Here is a 19,262-nt window from a genome sequence, read left to right as displayed (position 1 = left end):
TTTTAAATCTGTGAAAATCTGTGAAATCCGTGGCAAAAAAACTAAGCCAAAACCAAACTAGGAATTTCTATTTCTCTTAATTCCAATTGATATTGTTCAATTTGATTCTGAATTTTAGTTCTTTCATTTTTAAAGAATTCCGTTGTATCAAATAGGTTTTGATAATAGTTAATTCCTTCTAATAAATTATTCTTGAACGAATTCCATTTTTTAATTTGACCAGCCGAAAGTTCATTAGTGTAATCAGAAATCTCGTTTCTTAAATACTCAACATACATTCTCAATTCTTTCACAAAAACATTTGGACGGCTTGAATCGGTCATTACATTGGCACTTCCATAAATATGTTTTACCATATCAGCCAACGAAATTTCTCTGTCAAAATAAGCCAAATTTGGTCCAGGACAAATCACAATTCCTTGTTGTTGCCCTTTTATTTTAATATCATTTTCTAAGTAAGCGGCGTTTACTAATCCAACGCAAAGACAAGATTTATCAGTAATTTTATTTTTTATTTTTTCAAATTCAGATGATGAAATTTCGTCTTTTTTTGCTTCTAACTCTTCCAATTTAATATCTTGATATTTTTTTGAAGCCACGCACAAACCTTTGTCATCGTGCTCTTTACTTAATGCCAATAATCGTTTCGGACAAGAACTTCCAGCATTATTTTCGTCAATTCTTTTTTGTTTCCAATACTCATTTGAAGTTCCTCTAACCGAATTAAACGGAACACCAAGTGGTGAAATATTACTCAAATAAAAATCGTCCTCTTTAGCATTTGCCAGTAAAGCTCGAGTTTCATTATCAAGTGAAGTTGCTTCTGGAACCAATAAAAACGGTGAACCCCAACCTATCGAATCTAAATTATAATTTTCTAATAAAAATTCATGTTCTTCAGCCGTTCCAACGCCACCTTGTGCTGTGATTTTTAATGCTAATGGTTTTTCTGGAATAGGCATTTCTTTTTGTCCTAAAGCTTTCACCAATAAATCATGAGCCGATTGAACCAATTGATCTTTCTTTTCTTTGAATTCTTCCAAAATTGGTCCCATCAAATAACCATCAGTTGCAAAAGCGTGTCCGCCGCAATTCAAACCTGATTCGATTCTGTATTCTGAAACCCAAAGTCCTTTTTTAGCCAAGAAATTCCCTTGAATCATTGCTGAACGGAAATCGCTAACTTTCAAAATGATTTTCTTTTTCAAATCAGCATTAAAATCTGGAAAAAAGTCTTTAAAATTCTCAAAATAGCTGTACAATCTCGGATTCATTCCTGCAGAAAGAACCACAGATGAAGTCAAATTACTATTGGCAAATCCGCGAAGTGCAGCGTGTGCATCATTGAATTCTACTGGCAATTGATCGTTTTTATCAAAATTATCTTTATCGACTTTGGTCATAATATTTACATCAATATCACCAGGTGCAAGATGTTGTTCTAAATAACTTTTGATAGTTTCTTTTATGGTAATTCCGTCGTCAATAAAACTTTGTAATCCTTTTTTCAAATCCGATTTGTTTGGTAACATGGCAATATATTTCTCCAATGAAGTTCTGCTTTCTGCCAATTCGTTTTTGAAATTTTCAAACTTTTCTTTAACAATAGTGTCAACCAAATTCAAATAGTGTGTAATTCTTTCGGCTCTATAATCGTGAAACTTCTGTGTAATTTCTTGATAAGGTTGTTCAAATTTTTCGCTGTAAAAAGCTCTCATTTTTTCAATAACTTCATCGTCAGTTATAGAAACAACTGATGAAATTCCATAGTGAGCCACACGAATTGGACTATCAATAGTGTATGCCAATCCCATAACTGGAATATGAAAAGTATGTGCATTTATTTTATTCATACCAAAAATAATTATTAATAATTGTAATCGTCAAAGATGACTTTTTTAGCTTGTAAAAAAGATGACAATTATCATATTAAGCTATTGTAGATTTTCCACACGAATTAGCCAAATTAGCACGAAATGCTACTCTTATAAATTCCACTAATTTGCCAAAGGCTATAACAATTTGTGTAATCTAAATTGCAAACAATTCATTCGTGTAAATTCGTGCTAATTCGCGTAAACTTTATTTATCAATTTCATTTGAAGAAAATTACTTTAAACACTAACTTTGTAGCTTTCAAACTTTGAAACTATCAAAATGACAAAACAAGAAATAATAAATACTTTCGATCCTTCACAACCAGGATTAGCAGATGCAACTATTTTCGGATTACCATTTTCATCAGAACAATCAGAAATCATCATAATTCCTGTGCCTTGGGAAGTAACCGTAAGTTATGGAGCTGGAGCATCCGAAGGTCCAGATGCTGTTTTGGATGCTTCCTTTCAAGTAGATTTGAATCATCAAGATTTTCCAGAATTGTGGAAACTCGGAATGTATTATGCAGAAATTCCAGATTCATGGAAAACTAATTCAGATAAATACAAAGCACTGGCTCAACCCATTATTGAAGCTTTAGAAGACGGTCAAAATGTGGCTGAAATTCCAGCTTTGCAATCTGATTTGGATAAAATAAATGCAGTTTGTCGCGACTTGCACACCGAAGTTAAAGAAACTATTTTACATTGGATGAATCAAGGTAAAAAAGTAGTTCTTCTTGGTGGTGACCATTCAACACCTCTTGGTTACTACGAAGCTTTAGCAACAAAACACGATAATTTCGGAATTTTACATCTTGATGCGCACATGGATTTGCGTATTGCCTACGAAGGTTTTACTTATTCGCATGCATCAATTATGTACAATGCGTTACAAATTCCACAAATTTCTAAAATTGTTCAAGTCGGAATTCGCGATTTCTGCGAACAAGAAGTGGACGTTGTAAAATCACAAAACGGAAGAGTTTTAGTTCACACTGATTCTGATTTGAAAAAAGAAACTTTCGAAGGCAAAACTTGGCAACAACAATGCGATGCAATTATCGCTTCATTACCACAAAAAGTTTGCATTTCATTTGATATTGACGGAATGTATCCATGGTATTGCCCAAACACAGGAACACCAGTTCCAGGCGGATTTTCATTTGAACAAGCAACCTATTTATTCAACAAATTAGCCGAAAGTGGTAAAGAAATTATAGGTTTCGATTTAGTAGAAGTTGCTCCAGGCGAAAACGACGATTGGGATGGAAATGTAGGAGCAAGAATGTTATTTCACATGTGTGGAGTTCTTGCTAAAAATAATGGTCTGAATGTTGGAACAAAAATAGAGTTTCCAAGAAAATAATTTTAAACAAAAAGTTTAGTTAAAAAGGCGAACAAATTGGTTCGTCTTTTTTTATATTTGAAATTCAAATCCATTCCAATGAAAAAGCTTAAAAAAATCAGTTTTATAATTATTTCCTTATTTGCATTAATTGCAGTTTCCATTTTTGGTTACACCAAATACAAAAAGCCAAGTTATGATGGTGAAGTTGCTATAAAAAACATTAGTAAAAACACAACCGTTTACTTCGATGATTTTGGAGTTCCCCATATTTATGCCGATACTCAAAAAGATGCTTTGACCGTTCTAGGTTACGTTCACGCGCAAGACAGATTATGGCAAATGGAACTAATTCGCCGAATTGCTCCAGGAAGATTATCCGAACTTTTTGGTTCAAAAGCATTACCAAATGATACATTTTTCGCTGGAATTGGAATCGATGAAAACTCAGAAAAAACAATTGCGGAATTAGATAAAAGCTCAGAAACATACATACTAGCCAACGCCTATCTTGACGGAATTAATCAATTTATAGAAAACGGGAAGACGCCTTTAGAATTTGAATTAGTAGGTGTTGAAAAAGAGAAATATACTTTAAAAGACGTTTACAATATTTTTGGATATATGTCATTCAGTTTTGCTATGGCACAAAAAACCGATCCATTATTAACTGACATTCGCGATAAATTTGGAATTGATTATCTAAAAGATTTTGGAATTGATGGTTCGCTCGGAAAAACACAACTTAAAAGCTACAAAGGAAAGTCAAATGATTATACCGAAATTTCTAAATCGGTTGCTAGTTTGTTAGACAACTCACCTATTCCGCCATTTATAGGAAGCAATAGTTGGGTAATTGGTGCTCAAAAAACCAAAAACGGAAAAGTGATTTTCGCCAATGATCCGCACATTGGTTTTTCGCAACCTTGTACATGGTACGAAGCACATATCATAACACCAGATTATGAAATATATGGCTATTATTTAGCAGGAACACCATTCCCGCTTTTAGGTCATAACCGAAATTACGCTTATGGATTAACCATGTTTGAAAACGACGATTTAGATCTTTTTCAAGAAGAAGAAAATCCTGAAAACACCAATCAATATAAAACAGTTGATGGTTTTAAAAATTATACTATTCGCAAGAAAATCATCAAAGTCAAAGATAGTATTTCGGTAACTTTAAACATAAAAGAATCAATTCATGGGCCAATTATGAATGGTTTATTGACAACTTTATCTTCACAAAAACCTATTGCAATGTCATGGATTTACACGCAACAAAAAAATCAAATTTTACAAGCAGTTCATGCATTGTCTCATTCTAAAAATGTGAATGATTTTTATAATGGTGTTTCGCTTATTCATGCGCCGGGTTTGAATGTTATGTATGGTGATGCTCAAAATAATATTGCTTGGATAACTTCAGGAAAATTATACAAATTAGATAAATCTGTAAATGCAAATTTCATCATGAATGGTGCGAATGGGATTGATGATAAAAAAGAGTTTTTGCCATTTTCAAAAAATCCTTCTGCAATAAATCCAACTTGGAATTACGTTTATTCTTCTAACAATCAAACAGAAGCAATTGATAATTATTTGTATCCAGGTTATTATTTACCCCAAGATAGAGCTAAAAGAATTGAAAGTTTGTTAGCTCCAAAAAATGATTGGACTTCGACTGATGTTCAAAAAATGATTTTGGATAACACTTCGTCAGTAACGCCAAGTGTGGTTGCAAATTGGTTAACTACAATTGATGAAAAAACTACAAATTCAAATGAAAAAACCGCATTTGAAATCTTAAAAAAATGGAATGGTTCCAATGATAAAACCGAAATTGCACCTACTATTTATACGAAATGGCTTTTCTGTTATTTGAAAAATACTTTTCAAGATGAATTAGGAAAAGACAATTTCAATGCACTCTTGGGAACACATATTATGAAACAAACTATTGCTAGTCAAAGTCAAAATGAAACTTCGCCTTGGTGGGATAATTTGGAGACAAAAGACAAAAAAGAAACGCGAAAAGAAATTCTAAACCAATCGTTCAAAGAAGCAATTGTCGCATTAGAAAAACAATTAGGAACTGATGTTTCTGCTTGGACATGGAATAAAGTTCACACTCTCGAACACCAACATCCGTTAGGAAAAGTCGAGGCCTTAAGAGGTTATTTCAATGTTGGAACTTATGAAGTTGACGGCACGAATGAAGTAATCAACAATTTAATTTTTCCAATGACTGAAGATGGAATTTATAAAGTAATGGCTGGTCCATCAACTAGAAGAATTATCGATTTTTCTGATGTAGAAAACAGTGTAAGTATTTTGCCAACAGGTCAATCTGGAGTTCCAACAAGCCCACATTATAAAGATCAAGCCGAAATGTTTGCTCAAGGAAAATTCAGAAAAATGAAGATGAATAAAAAGGAAATTATTGCGACTTCTACAAAGTTGGTTTTTATTCCAAAAAAATAATTGAGATTCTTTAATCGACAAAACGACAAAAAAGAATAAATTTGCAAAACCGCTTTATACGAATTAAATGCAAACTCCCAAAAAAATAGCCGTTGTAGGTTCAGGTTTAGTTGGAACTTTATTGGCAATATACCTCAAAAAAAGAGGACATCAAGTTGATGTTTTTGACAGAAGTGCCGACATTAGAAAGATAAATTTTTCAGGCCGATCTATAAACCTTGTTATGTCAAATCGTGGCTGGAAAACATTAGAAGATATTGGACTACGTGAGGAAATTGAAAAAATTGGAATTCCTGTAGATAAAAGAGCCATTCACAAGCAAGATGGTGAGTTAATTTATCAAAATTATGGAAAAGATGGCGAATGTATTTATTCGCTTTCACGAGGCGTTTTGAACAAAAAAATGATAGATTTAGCCGAACAAGCTGGCGTAAATTTTAAGTTTGAACAAAAAGTTTGGGATGTCGATTTAACAACTGCAACGATTTCTATTGGAGAAACAGAACGAGGTGAATGGACTACAGAAAATTATGATTTAACTTTTGGTTCAGACGGTGCATTTTCTAGAATTCGTCACCGTATGCAACGCCAAAGTATGTTTAATTATTCGCAAGAATTTTTAGAAATTGGTTATAAAGAGTTGCACATTCCTGCCAACGAAGACGGTACGCACAAATTAGATAAAAATTCTTTACACATTTGGCCACGCGGAAAATTTATGTTAATGGCTTTGGCTAATTTGGATGGAAGTTTTACTTGCACACTTTTTATGCCACATGATGGCGAAAATTCGTTTGAATCATTGAAAACAAAAGAGCAATTAGAAAACTTTTTCGAACAATATTTTCCTGATACCAAAGATGTAATTCCTGATTTAGTAGAAGATTTTTTCAAAAATCCAACTAGTTATTTGGTAACCATGAAGTGTTTTCCGTGGACATATTCAGATAAAGTTGCCTTAATTGGCGATGCTTGCCATGCTATTGTGCCGTTCTATGGCCACGGAATGAATGCAGGTTTTGAAGACATTACAGTTTTAAATCAAATGATAGACAAGTATGGCGATGATTGGGCAAACCTACTTAATGAATATGAAAACAGTCGTAAACCAAATGCCGATGCAATAGCTGAACTTTCAAGAAGAAATTTTATGGAAATGAGTGCCAAAACCGCAGATGAAAAGTTTCTACTTCAAAAGAAAATCGAAAAATGGTTTTCCGATAAACATCCAGAAAAATGGATGCCACTTTATAGTCGTGTTACTTTTAGTTTACAACCTTACTCAGAAGCATTAGCCATTGGTGATAGACAAAATGAAATCATGGAAGAAATTTTGAAAATAGACAACATTGAGGAAAAATGGAATTCGGAAGAAGTTGAAAATAGGATTATTCAATTATTAAATTCCAAATAAAAAATCCCAAATCCCAATTTATTTAAAACTTGGAATTTGGAATTTCAATATTGGTGTTTTACTCACGATGCACTTTGGTAAAATCAAATGCAGGTTTGCAAATGGCAATATATTCGCAGGGTTCGTCGAACGGGTTTGAATATTGAACTCTTGTATTAGCTTCAATTCTAATAGATTGACCTGCTTCTAAAATTACAATTTCGTCTTCAATAATAAATTGCTTTTTACCCGAAATAATATAGGTGTATTCTTCAAATTCTGGTGTTTGAAAAGGTTCACTCCATTTTGGCGGAGCAATCATGTGAGCAATTGAAATGTCATTATTATTGGTTGCTGCTTTGCCATGATGTTCTTCAATCAATTTTCCATCAGTTGTCGGAACAATAAAAGGTATTTTTTGGATTAGGTATTTTTTCATAAAATCAAACACAATTAAAATTATTTCTTCAACAACTTCATCAAAACACTAAAAGCTCCGCGAATAAAACTAGCACTTGTAACCACTTTAGTCACCGATTTACCAATAACTTCAGCTGTACTTGGTCCTTTTTCCTCTTCTTTTTCTTCGGCAACTTCTTCAGCAGCTTGAACGGCTTCTTCAAGTTTTTTATTTAGAATTTCGTAAGCACTTTCTCGGTCAACTTCTTCGGCATATTTTTTAACCAACTTAGATTTTGAATTAACTGCTTCTATTTCAGAATCCGCCAAAATATCCATTCTACTTTGTGGTGCGCGAAGCATAGTAGCAGCTAATGGTGTTGGAATTCCTTTTTCATTCAATGCTGTTACCAAAGCTTCTCCAATTCCGAGCGAAGTCAAAATTTCATCAGTTTGATAATAATCAGAAGTTGGGTAATTGTCTGCCGTTTGTTTTATAGCTTGTCGGTCATTTGCGGTAAAAGCCCTCAAAGCATGTTGGATTTTTAATCCTAATTGCGCCAAAACACCTTTCGGAATATCCATTGGGTTTTGAGTAATAAAATAAACGCCAATTCCTTTGGAACGAATCAATTTTACTATGGTTTCAATTTGATCTAATAAAACCTTACTTGCTTCATTAAAAATAAGGTGCGCTTCATCTATAAACAAAACTAATTCAGGTTGTTCTACATCGCCTTTTTCGGGCATTTGTTGGTAAATTTCTGCCAATAAACTCAACATAAAAGTTGAAAACAACTTCGGTTTATCTTGAATATCGGTTAGTCGTAATATATTAATGTATCCTTTTCCGTTTTCGTCGATTCGCATTAAATCATCAATTTCAAATGATTTTTCTCCAAAAAAGAAATCGCCACCTTGTTGTTCAAGTTCTATAATTTTTCTCAAAATTGTTCCAGTAGTAGCTGTTGAAATTTTTCCGTAGTTTTCAGAAATCTCGTCTTTCCCTTCTTCTGTTATATAATTAAGGACTTTTTTAATGTCTTTTAAATCTAATAAAGGCATTTTGTTATCATCACAATATTTGAAAACAACAGCCATCACACCAGCTTGTGTATCATTCAAATCAAGAATTCTGGAAAAAAGAACTGGTCCAAATTCAGAAATTGTGGCTCTTAATCTAACACCATCTTGTGCCGAAAGTGTCATCAATTCAACTGGAAATCCTGAAGTTATATAGGGAATATTAATTTTTGCGTGACGTTCTGTTATAAATTCTTTTTCTTCACCAGGTTGTGCAATTCCAGAAAAATCACCTTTAATATCCATCATCAAAACAGGAATTCCAAAAGAAGACAATTGTTCTGATAAAACCTGAATGGTTTTGGTTTTCCCTGTTCCAGTCGCTCCAGCAATTAATCCGTGACGATTTAATGTTTTTAATGGAATTTTTACTTGTGTTTCTCCAACAGTTTCGCCCTCCAACATGGCAGCACCAAGTAAAATACTATCTCCTTTTGAAGTATATCCTTCATTTATTTGTTTTACGAATGCTTCTTTTTGAGTCATTGATTATATTATTTAGAAGTCCTTTATTTTAGCGCAAGATAACAATTTTTGAATATTTATTTAGTGTTCTAAAATCAATATATTTTGATGTTTTTTTTGATTCAGAAAAAAAAACTAGTCGTTTTGCATACTATTAACGTTAAAATTTGCGTTGTAATAAAAAACAAGAAAATAACATAATCGCTTATTAACACAAACTTTTGAACTTTTTTCATAAAAAACACTTATTCAATAAAATTAATTTCGTGAAAATATCAGTTTTAAGAGAATGTTATAAATAACAAAAAAAGTTTTTTTATTTAAACTAAAAAATTAAATTTGCTCCTATTCAAGTTTATTTACAACTAAAACTAATAAATTATTTAAAACTATTAAAATTTAAAAAAAATGGCAAACGCAAAAAAAGAAAGTGGTTCAAATGGAGGAGGAATGTTCTCTGGAATTGTAATTGTATTATGTATTTTCGTAGGATGGTTAATCTGGAATTTCATAATGGGAGCTGGTTCTAACTTTGAAGGTGGAGTTAATACAGGTCACCCACTACCAGGAAATTATCTAGCAATGGTTTATAAAGGAGGTCCTATTGTACCAGTTTTGATGGGATTATTATTAATGGTTATCGTTTTCTCATTCGAAAGATATTTCGTTATCTCTAAAGCAGCTGGTAAAGGAAATCTTGATGCTTTCATGAGAAAAGTACAAAGTAGCATCTCTCAAGGTAACATAGATGAAGCTGTTGATGCTTGTGACAAACAAAAAGGTTCTGTTGCAAATGCAATCAAAGCAGCTCTTGTAAAATACCAAGATGTTAAAAAAGAAGGATTTACAAGCGAAGAAGCTTCAGAAATGATTCACAAAGAAATCGAAGAAGCTACTTCATTAGAAATGCCAATGTTAGAAAAACACATGACTATTCTTTCTACATTAGTTTCTCTTGGAACACTTGCTGGATTATTAGGAACAGTAACAGGTATGATTAAAGCGTTTAGTGCATTATCTGCTGCTGGAGCACCAGATTCATCTGCATTAGCAAATGGTATTTCTGAGGCACTTATTAATACTGCTACAGGAATTTCTACATCAGCTTTAGCGATTATTTCTTACAACTTGTTTACATCAAAAATTGATACTTTAACTTATTCAATTGACGAAGCTGGCACAGCAATTGTAAATACTTACAGAAGATTTAGAGGAACTCTAAAATAATAATAATTTATTAACGTTTAAGTTAGTAATATATAAAGATAAAAATGGCAAAAATAAAAATGTCTAAGAAGTCTACATCAACCGACATGACAGCAATGTGTGACGTAGCTTTCCTTTTACTTACGTTTTTCATTTTAACCGCAACTGCAAAGCTTCCTGAGCCAATTGTTGTTGATACACCAAGTTCAACTGTGCAAACAAAATTACCTGAAACTGATTTATCAACCCTTACAATAGGAAAATCAGATGGTAAAGATGCAGTATTCTTTGGTGTTAAAGGAAAAGATGTTCGTGTTAAAACGTTAGAGTTAATGGCTGAGCAGTACAAAATGACTTTTACAGACCAAGAAAAACAACAATTTGCTCTTATTGACGAATTTGGAGTTCCAATCGAAGCTTTAAAACAAATACTTGCTATGTCTGGTGCAGACAGAAACAAACCAAATGTTCAGCCTGGAATTCCACATGATTCAATAAATAATCAATTGAAAGACTGGATTTATACTGCACGTCAAGCTAACATTGCCGTGGCAGATAAAGAACTTGAATTCGCTATAAAAGGTGATGCAAACCAACAGTATCCAAAAATTAAACAAATTATGGATATTTTACAGGATCAAAAAATAAATAGTTTTAGTTTAGTAACTGGTTTGCGTGCAGCACCAAGACCATCTGAAACTAAATAACAATTAAAAAAGACACAAAATGGCTGAATTAAATACCGGCGACGGCGGTGGCAAAAAAGGCAGTGGCAAGGTTAGGAGTAAAAAACAAAACTCCAAAGTTGACCTTACAGCAATGGTGGATTTGGCATTCTTATTGATCACTTTCTTTATGTTAACTACTTCATTATCAAAACCTCAATCTATGAATTTAGGTTTACCAGATAAAGAAGATGATCCAAACAAAAAAGAGGCTGACATAAAAGTTGACCAAAGAAGAACCATGACCATTATCTTAGGTGCAAACGATAAAATCAAATGGTTTCATGGTTTACAAGCAACACCAGAAGCTGGTGGCGCTCCTGCAGACGCTGTTCATGGCAAAGACGGAATTAGAAAAGAAATCTTAAAAAGAGTAAAATCTATTCCTGAAGTTACTGGAGATCCGAAAAAAGGAATGATTGTAATCATTAAGCCTACAAAAAAATCAACTTATAGAAATTTAGTTGATATTTTAGATGAAATGGCAATATGCGCAGTTCCAACATATGCTATCGTAAATGACTTTACTCCTGAAGAAAAAGCATTGGCCGACAAAATGAATCAATAATATCATTTAATTGGTATTTAAAAAGATAAAAATATGAAATTAGACCTATTAGGAAAACAATGGTTAGACATCGTTTTTGAAGGACGTAACAAAAGTTATGGTGCTTACGAATTACGTAAGGACAACACCAAAACTACAACTCGTGCTTTGATAATTGGTGCAATTGTATTTGCCATAGCAGTTGCAACTCCAAAAATTGCAGAATTTATTGGAAACGCAACAGCAAATGACGAAGCGGTTTTGGATACTAAAATTACTACGGTAAAATTACCTCCAAAAGAAGAAAAACCAAAAGAAAATCTTCCTCCACCTCCACCTCCACCTCCTAAAGTGGATCAGGTAAAATTTGTTAAACCAGTTGTGGCAAAAACAAATGAGGTAACAGAAGAACCACCGAAGATTGAAGAAATAAAAGACAAAAATCTTGGTAAAGAAAACATCAAAGGAGATCCAGATGCTGAACTTACTGTTGAACCAGTAGGAAACGGTCCAAAAGATGTTGTAGAAGAAGTAGATAACAATATCTATAACACTGCTGGTATCGAGGTAAAACCAGATTTTCCGGGTGGAATTGAAAAATTCTACGGTTATGTTGGTAAAAACTACCAAGTCCCTGAAGAAGAAGGATTGAAAGGAAAAGTTTTCGTTTCATTCGTTGTTGAAAAAGATGGTTCATTAACTGATATCAAAGTTATCAGAGATATAGGTTACGGAACAGGAAAAGAAGCAATTCGTGTGTTAAAAAACTGTCCAAAATGGAATCCAGGAGAACAAAATGGTAAAAAAGTACGTGTACTTTATTCTTTGCCAATCAATATTCAATCTGCTGAATAATGCTTGACAAAATAATTGACAAATTCATGAAGAAATCGCTTAAAGAGCGATTTCTTCTCGTTATAGGAATACTGTTTTTTTTGATTTATTTAACATTAGGCTTACTAATAATCTTCTGGAAAAAACTTCCTTTGCAAATGGAAACACAATATAGAATCGCTTTTGGAGTTTTATTAATTGTGTATTCCTTTTTCAGGTTTGTACGCCTTGTTGAATCAAATAAAGAGTAATTATGAAATCGCCACTAACAACAAGTTTGCGTAAGCAAACACCTATGAGTAAAAAGGCGATAACATATGTGACCGCTAAAAAATAAAATTTACACATATGAAAAAATATTTTGTTTTCACTACCATCTTGGCACTTTCTGTCATTACAATCAATTGTAATAAAAAAAACGACCAAGAAACAATTCTAAAAGGGAACGCTAGCGTTTTTGTGGATGAAAGTCTTCGCCCAATTATAGACGAACAAGTAGAAATATTTGAAAGTCGCTATGATGGAAAAATTCAATTGATTTCAAAATCTGAGAATGAAATTATTCAAGGTTTAGTAAAAGATACTACCAAAATTGCTGTTCTTACAAGACAATTGACAAATGAAGAACAAAAAGTTTTTGCCTCAAGAAAAATTTTTCCAAAGCAAACTCATTTTGCTACAGATGCAATTGTTTTAATTTCAAATAAAAAAACAAAAGACACATTAATTTCTATTGAGGAAATTACCGCATTTTTAAATGGATCAACCTCAACAAAAATAAAAGGACTTGTTTTTGATAATCCAAACTCAAGTTCTGTAAGATATTTGAATGATTTGGCTGGAATAAAAGCAAGTACAAACAAAAATATTTACTCTTTCAAAACAAATGAAGAAGTTATTAAATATGTGTCTGAAAACAACGGAATGATAGGCGTTGTTGGTTTAAACTGGATAGAACAATCTAATGCTGCACTAGAAAATATTACAGTTTTAAGTGTTAAAAATTCCAAAAGCAATTCGTATATTTACCCCTCGCAAAATAACCTTGCTGAGAAAACCTATCCTTTGGCACGCGATTTGTATATAATCAATTGTCAAGGTTATTCAGGATTAGGAATGGGGTTTTCTTCATTCGTTGCTGGTGAAGTAGGACAAAGAATAATATTGAAGTCTGGTTTATTACCATTCAAAATGCCAGGAAGAAATATTATTGTTAGAAATAAAATAGAAAAAGATAATAAGTAAATTAAATTGAGATGAAAAATAAATTAGCCATAGTAAGTTTTGCCTTTTTAACTTCTACAACAGTTGTTAAAGCTCAAGATCTTGAAACTGCAAAAAAGACTATCGATGCCGAAAAATACGAAGGTGCAAAAAAAATGCTTAAAGGATTAGTGGCAACCAATCCAGCTAATGGCAAAGCTACATTCTTGTTAGGAACAGTCTATTTAAAACAAAACATAGAAGATTCTGCTAAAATTTATTTTCAAAAAGGTTTAGCTGCCAAAGATGGCGGAAGATTAAACAGTATCGGTTTAGGTCAAATTGATCTTAACAATAAAGATGTTGCTAGTGCTCAAGCTAATTTTGCTCAAGCTACCAAAGATCTAAAGAAAAAAGATTTTGAAGAATTGCTATATGTGGGTAAAGCTTACACAAATGCAACAACTCCTGACTATAAAAAAGCGCTTGAATATCTAAACAAAGCTAAAGCGATTAGTCCAATGGATGCTCAAGTTCAGTTAGCACTTGGAGACGCTTATTATGGAGATAAAAATCAAAATGAAGCTTATGCAGCATACAGAAACGCTTATGCAGCAGATGCAAGTTTGATTAGAGCAAAAATGCAATTAGGTGTATTATTAAAAGGTGCAAAAGCTTATACAAAAGCAATTGAAGCTTTTGATGAAGTAGTAAAAACCAATGCTACATACGGACCTGTTTACAGAGAATTAGCTGAAACTTATTACTACTGGGCAAATAACGAACCAAAAAAATACAACGAGTATATTCAAAAAGCTTTACCAGCTTACGAAAAATACATGAATTTAACAGATTATTCTTTGACATCTCGTATGCGTCACGCTGACTTTTTAATCCTTGCAAAAGATTACAAAGCGCTTGAAGTTGAAGCTAACGAAATGCAAAAATTGGACAAAGTTAATCCAAGAATCAAACGTTATTTAGGATATTCTGCTTACGAAAACGGAAATGTTGATACTGCTATAAAATCACTTAACGAGTTTGTTGGAAATCCTAAAAACAAAGTAATTGCAAGAGATTATATGTATCTTGGTTTGGCTAAATTGAAAAAAGGAACTAATGCTGAAACAAAAGCAGTTGACCCAACAGCTTTCACAGAAGCAGTTGCTGATTTGAAAAAATCTGTAGAAATGGAAGCATCTATGACTAATGATTTAAGCGAAATTGGAAAAGGTTTTTACTCTCAAAAAATGTACAGACAAGCTGCTGCTATTTATGAAATTGCCGTTACAAACAAAGAATCTAAAAACTATTTATTAGACAACTTTTACTTAGGTAACTCATTATATTTCAGCAACACACAAAAAGATGTAGTAAAACCAAATGTTGAAGAATTGAAAAAAGCAGATGTAGCTTTTGCTAACGTAATTGAAGCTTCTCCAACAACACAAGATGCTTATCTTTTCAAAGCAAGAACAAACAGTTTGTTAGAAAATGATCCAGAAACTATCAAGTTTTACGAAGAATACCTTCGAGTTGTAAACGAAAAAGGAACTGAGGAATTTACAAAAAATAAAACCAAAGTTATTGAATCTTATAACGCAATTGGTGCTGCTTATGCAAATACTGACAGAACAAAAGCTAAAGAATATTTTAACAAAACAATTGCTTTGGACGCAACAAATGATTACGCTACTCAATCATTAAAAATGTTGAAATAAAATTTTACAACTAATTAAAAACCCGATAATTGTAATGATTATCGGGTTTTCTTTTTTTATTTAGGAGCGAATGGCTCGGGCATTTTGAGATTCGCATTTCCTGCTGCCTTTCCAAAGTCCCGCAAAAAAGCGGGAGCTTTTCCCTTGCATCAGGGCTAGTTAGGTTATGTCTTTTGCAAAATCAGTTTAAAAAATCTCCTTAGCAATAGCTTTGATATTCTCAGCTTTCCCCATTGAATAATAGTGCAAAACTGGAATTCCAGCAGCAACCAATTCTTTACTTTGAGCAATACACCATTCTATTCCAACTTGTTTTACATGGTCATTATCTTTTGCTTTTACAACCGCCATAATCAAATCGTCTGGCAATTCTAATGAAAAACGATGTGGAATTAAATTTAGTTGTTTCTTTGTTGCAATAGGTTTCAAACCTGGAATAATTGGCACTGTAATTCCAGCCGTTCTACATTTATCAACAAAATCGAAGAACTTTTTGTTGTCAAAAAACATTTGAGTGATAATATATTCTGCGCCATTTCTTATTTTCTCTTTCAAAAAATGAATATCGCTATCTAGACTTGGTGCTTCCATGTGTTTTTCTGGATAACCTGCAACTCCAATACAGAAATTAGTTTTTGCTGAGTTTTTCAAATCTTCATCTAAATAAATTCCATTATTTAAATTACTAATTTGTGTAACCAATTCAGAAGCGTATTCATTTCCTTCTTTTTCTGGTTTAAAGTAGGTTTCATTCTTCAAGGCATCACCACGAAGTGCAACTACATTGTCAATTCCAAGAAAATCTAAGTCGATTAGCAGATTCTCAGTATCTTCCTTAGTAAAACCACCGCACAAAATATGCGGAATAGCATCAACTGAATACTTATTCTGAATTCCGGCACAAATACCAACTGTTCCAGGACGTTTTTTTACAATTTTCTTTTGCAACAAACCACTTGGTAATTCTTTAAATTCATATTCCTCACGATGATACGTTACATCAATAAATGGCGGTTTGAATTCCATTAAAGGATCAATTCCGTCATAAATAAACTGAATATTTTGTCCTTTCAATGGCGGAAGAATCTCGAAAGAGAATAAGGGTTTTCCTTTGGCGTTTTCTATGTGTTGGGTTACTTTCATTTTTTTTAGGTTGTAGGTTGTAGGTTGTAGGATGTAGGTCTGGACTTCTAATACCAAATACCTATCACCTACCACCTAAAACCTTTTATTAATCTGCTATATTCGGTGCAAGCCATTTACTTGCTACTTCTGTTGAAATTCCTCTTCGTTTTGCGTAATCAATTACTTGATCTTCTTTTATTTTTCCTAAACCAAAATATTTACTTTCTGGATTGGCAAAATAATATCCCGAAACCGATGCTGCTGGCCACATTGCCATACTTTCGGTTAAGGTTACTCCTATTTCTTGTTCTACGTTTAACAATTTCCAAATGGTTGGTTTTTCCAAATGGTCTGGACAAGCTGGATAACCTGGTGCTGGACGAATGCCTTTGTATTCTTCATCAATTAAATCTTGATTACTCAAATTTTCATCTGAAGCATAACCCCAAATTTCTTTTCTAACTTTTAAATGTAAATATTCTGCAAATGCTTCGGCTAATCTATCGCCAAGCGCTTTTACCAAAATGGAATTATAATCGTCTAATTGTTTTTCGAATTCGGATGCTTTTTCATCTACACCAAAACCTGTTGTTACACAAAAACACCCAATATAATCTTGTTTTTCTGAATCTTTTGGAGCTATAAAATCGGCTAATGCAATGTTTGGTGCGCCTGCTGTTTTTTGAGATTGTTGTCTTAAAGTTAGAAAGGTTGCGAGTTGCGAGTTACGAGTTTCGGGTTCTGTATAAACTGCTATGTCATCATCGTTAATTGTGTTTACTGGAAAAATTCCTAGAATTCCTTTAGCAGTCAGCCATTTTTCTGAGACTATTTGTTGCAACATTTTTTGAGCATCATCAAATAAATGAGTGGCTTGTTCGCCAACAACCTCATCTGTCAAAATCGCTGGATATTTTCCGTGTAATTCCCACGATTGAAAAAATGGTGTCCAATCGATAAAATCTACTAACTCAGAAAGTTCTACTTCTATGGTTTTTGTTCCAATAAAATTAGGTTTTGATGGATTGAAATTATCCCAATTTAATTGCAATTTATTCTTGCGAGCTTCTTCAATGGAAAGATAATTTTTGTCCCGACTTCTGCTTAAATAACCTTCACGAAGTTTATCATATTCTTCTCGAATAGCTTTCACATAGCCTTCTTTCGTTTCGGCTTGCAACAAATTACTTGCAACAGTTACAGCACGAGAAGCATCGTTTACATGAACAACGGTTTCTTTATATTCTGGAGCAATTTTCACAGCTGTGTGTGCACGAGACGTAGTAGCACCACCAATCATTATTGGAATTTTGATATTTAATTTATCTAATTCTTTTGCCAAATAAACCATTTCGTCTAATGATGGCGTAATCAATCCGCTTAACCCGATAATATCTACATTATGTTCAACGGCAGCTTGAATGATTTTTTCTGGCGGAACCATCACTCCTAAATCAATGATTTCAAAATTATTACAACCTAAAACTACCGCAACAATATTTTTTCCAATATCATGAACATCACCTTTAACAGTTGCCATCAAGACTTTTCCTGCTGATGAAGATTTTCCGTCTTTCTGAGCTTCAATGAATGGTAGTAAATAAGCAACCGCTTTCTTCATAACACGTGCCGATTTAACCACTTGAGGTAAAAACATTTTTCCGCTTCCGAATAAATCACCCACCACATTCATTCCTGCCATTAAATTGATTTCGATAACATCAATAGCTTTTTCTGAATTTAATCGTGCTTCTTCAACATCAATTTCTATAAATTCATCAATTCCTTTTACTAAAGAATGTGTCAATCTTTCTTGAACAGAACCATTTCGCCATTCTTGAATTGCTTTTTCATTGGTTTTGAAATCGCCTTTGAAGCTTTCTGCTAAATCCAATAATCTTTCCGTGGCATCATCTCTTCTATTCAATAAAACATCTTCTACATGCTCCAATAAAATTGGATCGATTTCATCGTAAATCTCTAAGATTTCTGGATTTACAATTCCCATTGTCATTCCGTTTTTGATAGCATGATAAAGAAAAGCAGAATGCATTGCTTCACGTACTTTATCATTTCCACGAAACGAAAACGAAACATTACTCACACCACCAGAAATATTAGCATAAGGAAGATTTTCACGAATCCATTTTGTGGCTCTAAAAAAATCTAAAGCGTTCAATTTATGTTCGTCCATTCCAGTTGCAACTGGAAAAATATTAGGATCAAAAATGATATCTTGTGCTGGAAAATGTACTTCGTTAACCAGAATATCATAACTTCTTTTGCAAATTTCGATACGTCTTTCATAGGTATCAGCTTGACCTTCTTCATCAAATGCCATAACAATTACTGCTGCTCCGTATCTTTTTATCAATTTGGCATGATGAATAAAAACTTCTTTTCCTTCTTTTAATGAAATTGAATTTACAACACCTTTTCCTTGAATGACTTTTAATCCAGCTTCGATGATTTCCCATTTGGAACTATCAATCATTACTGGAACTCTTGCAATATCTGGTTCGGCTGCAATTAGATTTAAGAACTTGGTCATAGCATAAACACCATCTAACATTCCTTCATCCATGTTGACATCAATAATTTGAGCACCACCTTCTACTTGTTCTCTGGCTACAGAAAGTGCTTCTTCGTATTTTTCTTCTTTTATTAATCGAAGAAATTTACGTGAACCTGTTACATTGGTTCGTTCTCCTACGTTTACGAAAATTGAATTTTCATCAACAAAAAGCGGTTCTAAACCTGAAAGCTGTAAATTTATTTTGTTTGTTCTTGACATTTTTATTTTATTTTCAACACGAATTACACGAATTTTCACGAATTAAAAGTGACTT

At 33.0% G+C, this 19,262-nt stretch carries 14 protein-coding genes; 9 read left to right on the top strand and 5 right to left on the bottom strand.

All coding sequences use genetic code 11. The features are described 5' to 3' along the window. Positions 1 to 41: 41 nt before the first annotated feature. Positions 42 to 1,853 carry a hypothetical protein gene (locus O9267_RS12530; RefSeq protein WP_298180093.1) on the bottom strand — a complete coding sequence of 604 codons (1,812 nt, stop codon included), beginning with the start codon at positions 1,851 to 1,853 and terminating at the stop codon, positions 42 to 44. Positions 1,854 to 2,157: 304 nt separating this feature from the next. Between O9267_RS12530 and O9267_RS12525 the strand changes: the two genes are divergently transcribed. The 3 genes from O9267_RS12525 (at position 2,158) to O9267_RS12515 (ending at position 7,126) form a co-directional block, all read left to right on the top strand. Then, positions 2,158 to 3,246, top strand: coding sequence for an agmatinase family protein (locus O9267_RS12525; protein ID WP_298180090.1), 1,089 nt, complete (start codon positions 2,158 to 2,160; stop codon positions 3,244 to 3,246). Between the two features lie 78 nt (positions 3,247 to 3,324). Next, positions 3,325 to 5,712 (top strand): penicillin acylase family protein, encoded by a 2,388-nt coding sequence (locus tag O9267_RS12520; protein ID WP_298180088.1) that lies wholly within the window; start codon positions 3,325 to 3,327, stop codon positions 5,710 to 5,712. Between the two features lie 67 nt (positions 5,713 to 5,779). Then, complete coding sequence (locus tag O9267_RS12515; protein WP_298180086.1) at positions 5,780 to 7,126, top strand: NAD(P)/FAD-dependent oxidoreductase; 1,347 nt, start codon at positions 5,780 to 5,782, stop codon at positions 7,124 to 7,126. Positions 7,127 to 7,184: 58 nt separating this feature from the next. On the opposite strand, the gene O9267_RS12510 is transcribed toward O9267_RS12515, so the two are convergent. Together O9267_RS12510 and O9267_RS12505 are read right to left on the bottom strand one after the other, a co-directional pair. Further along, the gene (locus tag O9267_RS12510) at positions 7,185 to 7,544 is read right to left on the bottom strand and encodes a cupin domain-containing protein (protein WP_298180085.1); all 360 of its coding nucleotides are present in this window, start codon (positions 7,542 to 7,544) and stop codon (positions 7,185 to 7,187) included. Positions 7,545 to 7,564: 20 nt separating this feature from the next. Then, entirely contained in the window at positions 7,565 to 9,073 is a 1,509-nt protein-coding gene (locus O9267_RS12505; protein WP_298180083.1) for a helicase HerA-like domain-containing protein, read from the bottom strand. 387 nt (positions 9,074 to 9,460) lie between these two features. Between O9267_RS12505 and O9267_RS12500 the strand changes: the two genes are divergently transcribed. From O9267_RS12500 to O9267_RS12470, 6 genes are all read left to right on the top strand, one after another. Then, a complete protein-coding gene (locus tag O9267_RS12500; RefSeq protein WP_298180080.1) occupies positions 9,461 to 10,279 on the top strand; it encodes a MotA/TolQ/ExbB proton channel family protein in 819 nt (272 codons plus the stop codon). Between the two features lie 44 nt (positions 10,280 to 10,323). After that, positions 10,324 to 10,965, top strand: a complete 642-nt coding sequence (locus O9267_RS12495; protein WP_298180078.1) for a biopolymer transporter ExbD — start codon at positions 10,324 to 10,326, stop codon at positions 10,963 to 10,965. A gap of 19 nt (positions 10,966 to 10,984) precedes the next feature. After that, positions 10,985 to 11,551, top strand: a complete 567-nt coding sequence (locus O9267_RS12490) for a biopolymer transporter ExbD (protein WP_298180076.1) — start codon at positions 10,985 to 10,987, stop codon at positions 11,549 to 11,551. A gap of 33 nt (positions 11,552 to 11,584) precedes the next feature. Next, complete coding sequence (locus O9267_RS12485; protein ID WP_298180074.1) at positions 11,585 to 12,385, top strand: energy transducer TonB; 801 nt, start codon at positions 11,585 to 11,587, stop codon at positions 12,383 to 12,385. Between the two features lie 327 nt (positions 12,386 to 12,712). After that, positions 12,713 to 13,609, top strand: a complete 897-nt coding sequence (locus tag O9267_RS12475; protein ID WP_298180070.1) for a substrate-binding domain-containing protein — start codon at positions 12,713 to 12,715, stop codon at positions 13,607 to 13,609. An 11-nt stretch (positions 13,610 to 13,620) separates the two neighbouring features. Next, positions 13,621 to 15,288 carry a tetratricopeptide repeat protein gene (locus O9267_RS12470; RefSeq protein WP_298180067.1) on the top strand — a complete coding sequence of 556 codons (1,668 nt, stop codon included), beginning with the start codon at positions 13,621 to 13,623 and terminating at the stop codon, positions 15,286 to 15,288. A gap of 186 nt (positions 15,289 to 15,474) precedes the next feature. Here O9267_RS12470 and metF read toward each other — a convergent pair whose 3' ends face one another. After that, positions 15,475 to 16,431: a methylenetetrahydrofolate reductase [NAD(P)H] gene (gene metF / locus O9267_RS12465; protein ID WP_298180065.1), complete on the bottom strand. Its 957-nt coding sequence runs from the start codon at positions 16,429 to 16,431 to the stop codon at positions 15,475 to 15,477. An 88-nt stretch (positions 16,432 to 16,519) separates the two neighbouring features. Beyond that, entirely contained in the window at positions 16,520 to 19,207 is a 2,688-nt protein-coding gene (gene metH, locus O9267_RS12460) for a methionine synthase (RefSeq protein ID WP_298180064.1), read from the bottom strand. Positions 19,208 to 19,262: the final 55 nt, after the last annotated feature.

The organism is Flavobacterium sp. (assembly GCF_027531705.1).
Lineage (GTDB): Bacteria > Bacteroidota > Bacteroidia > Flavobacteriales > Flavobacteriaceae > Flavobacterium.
Note: the sequence above shows the minus strand (reverse complement) of the source record. Positions and strands in the feature narration are given on the sequence as shown.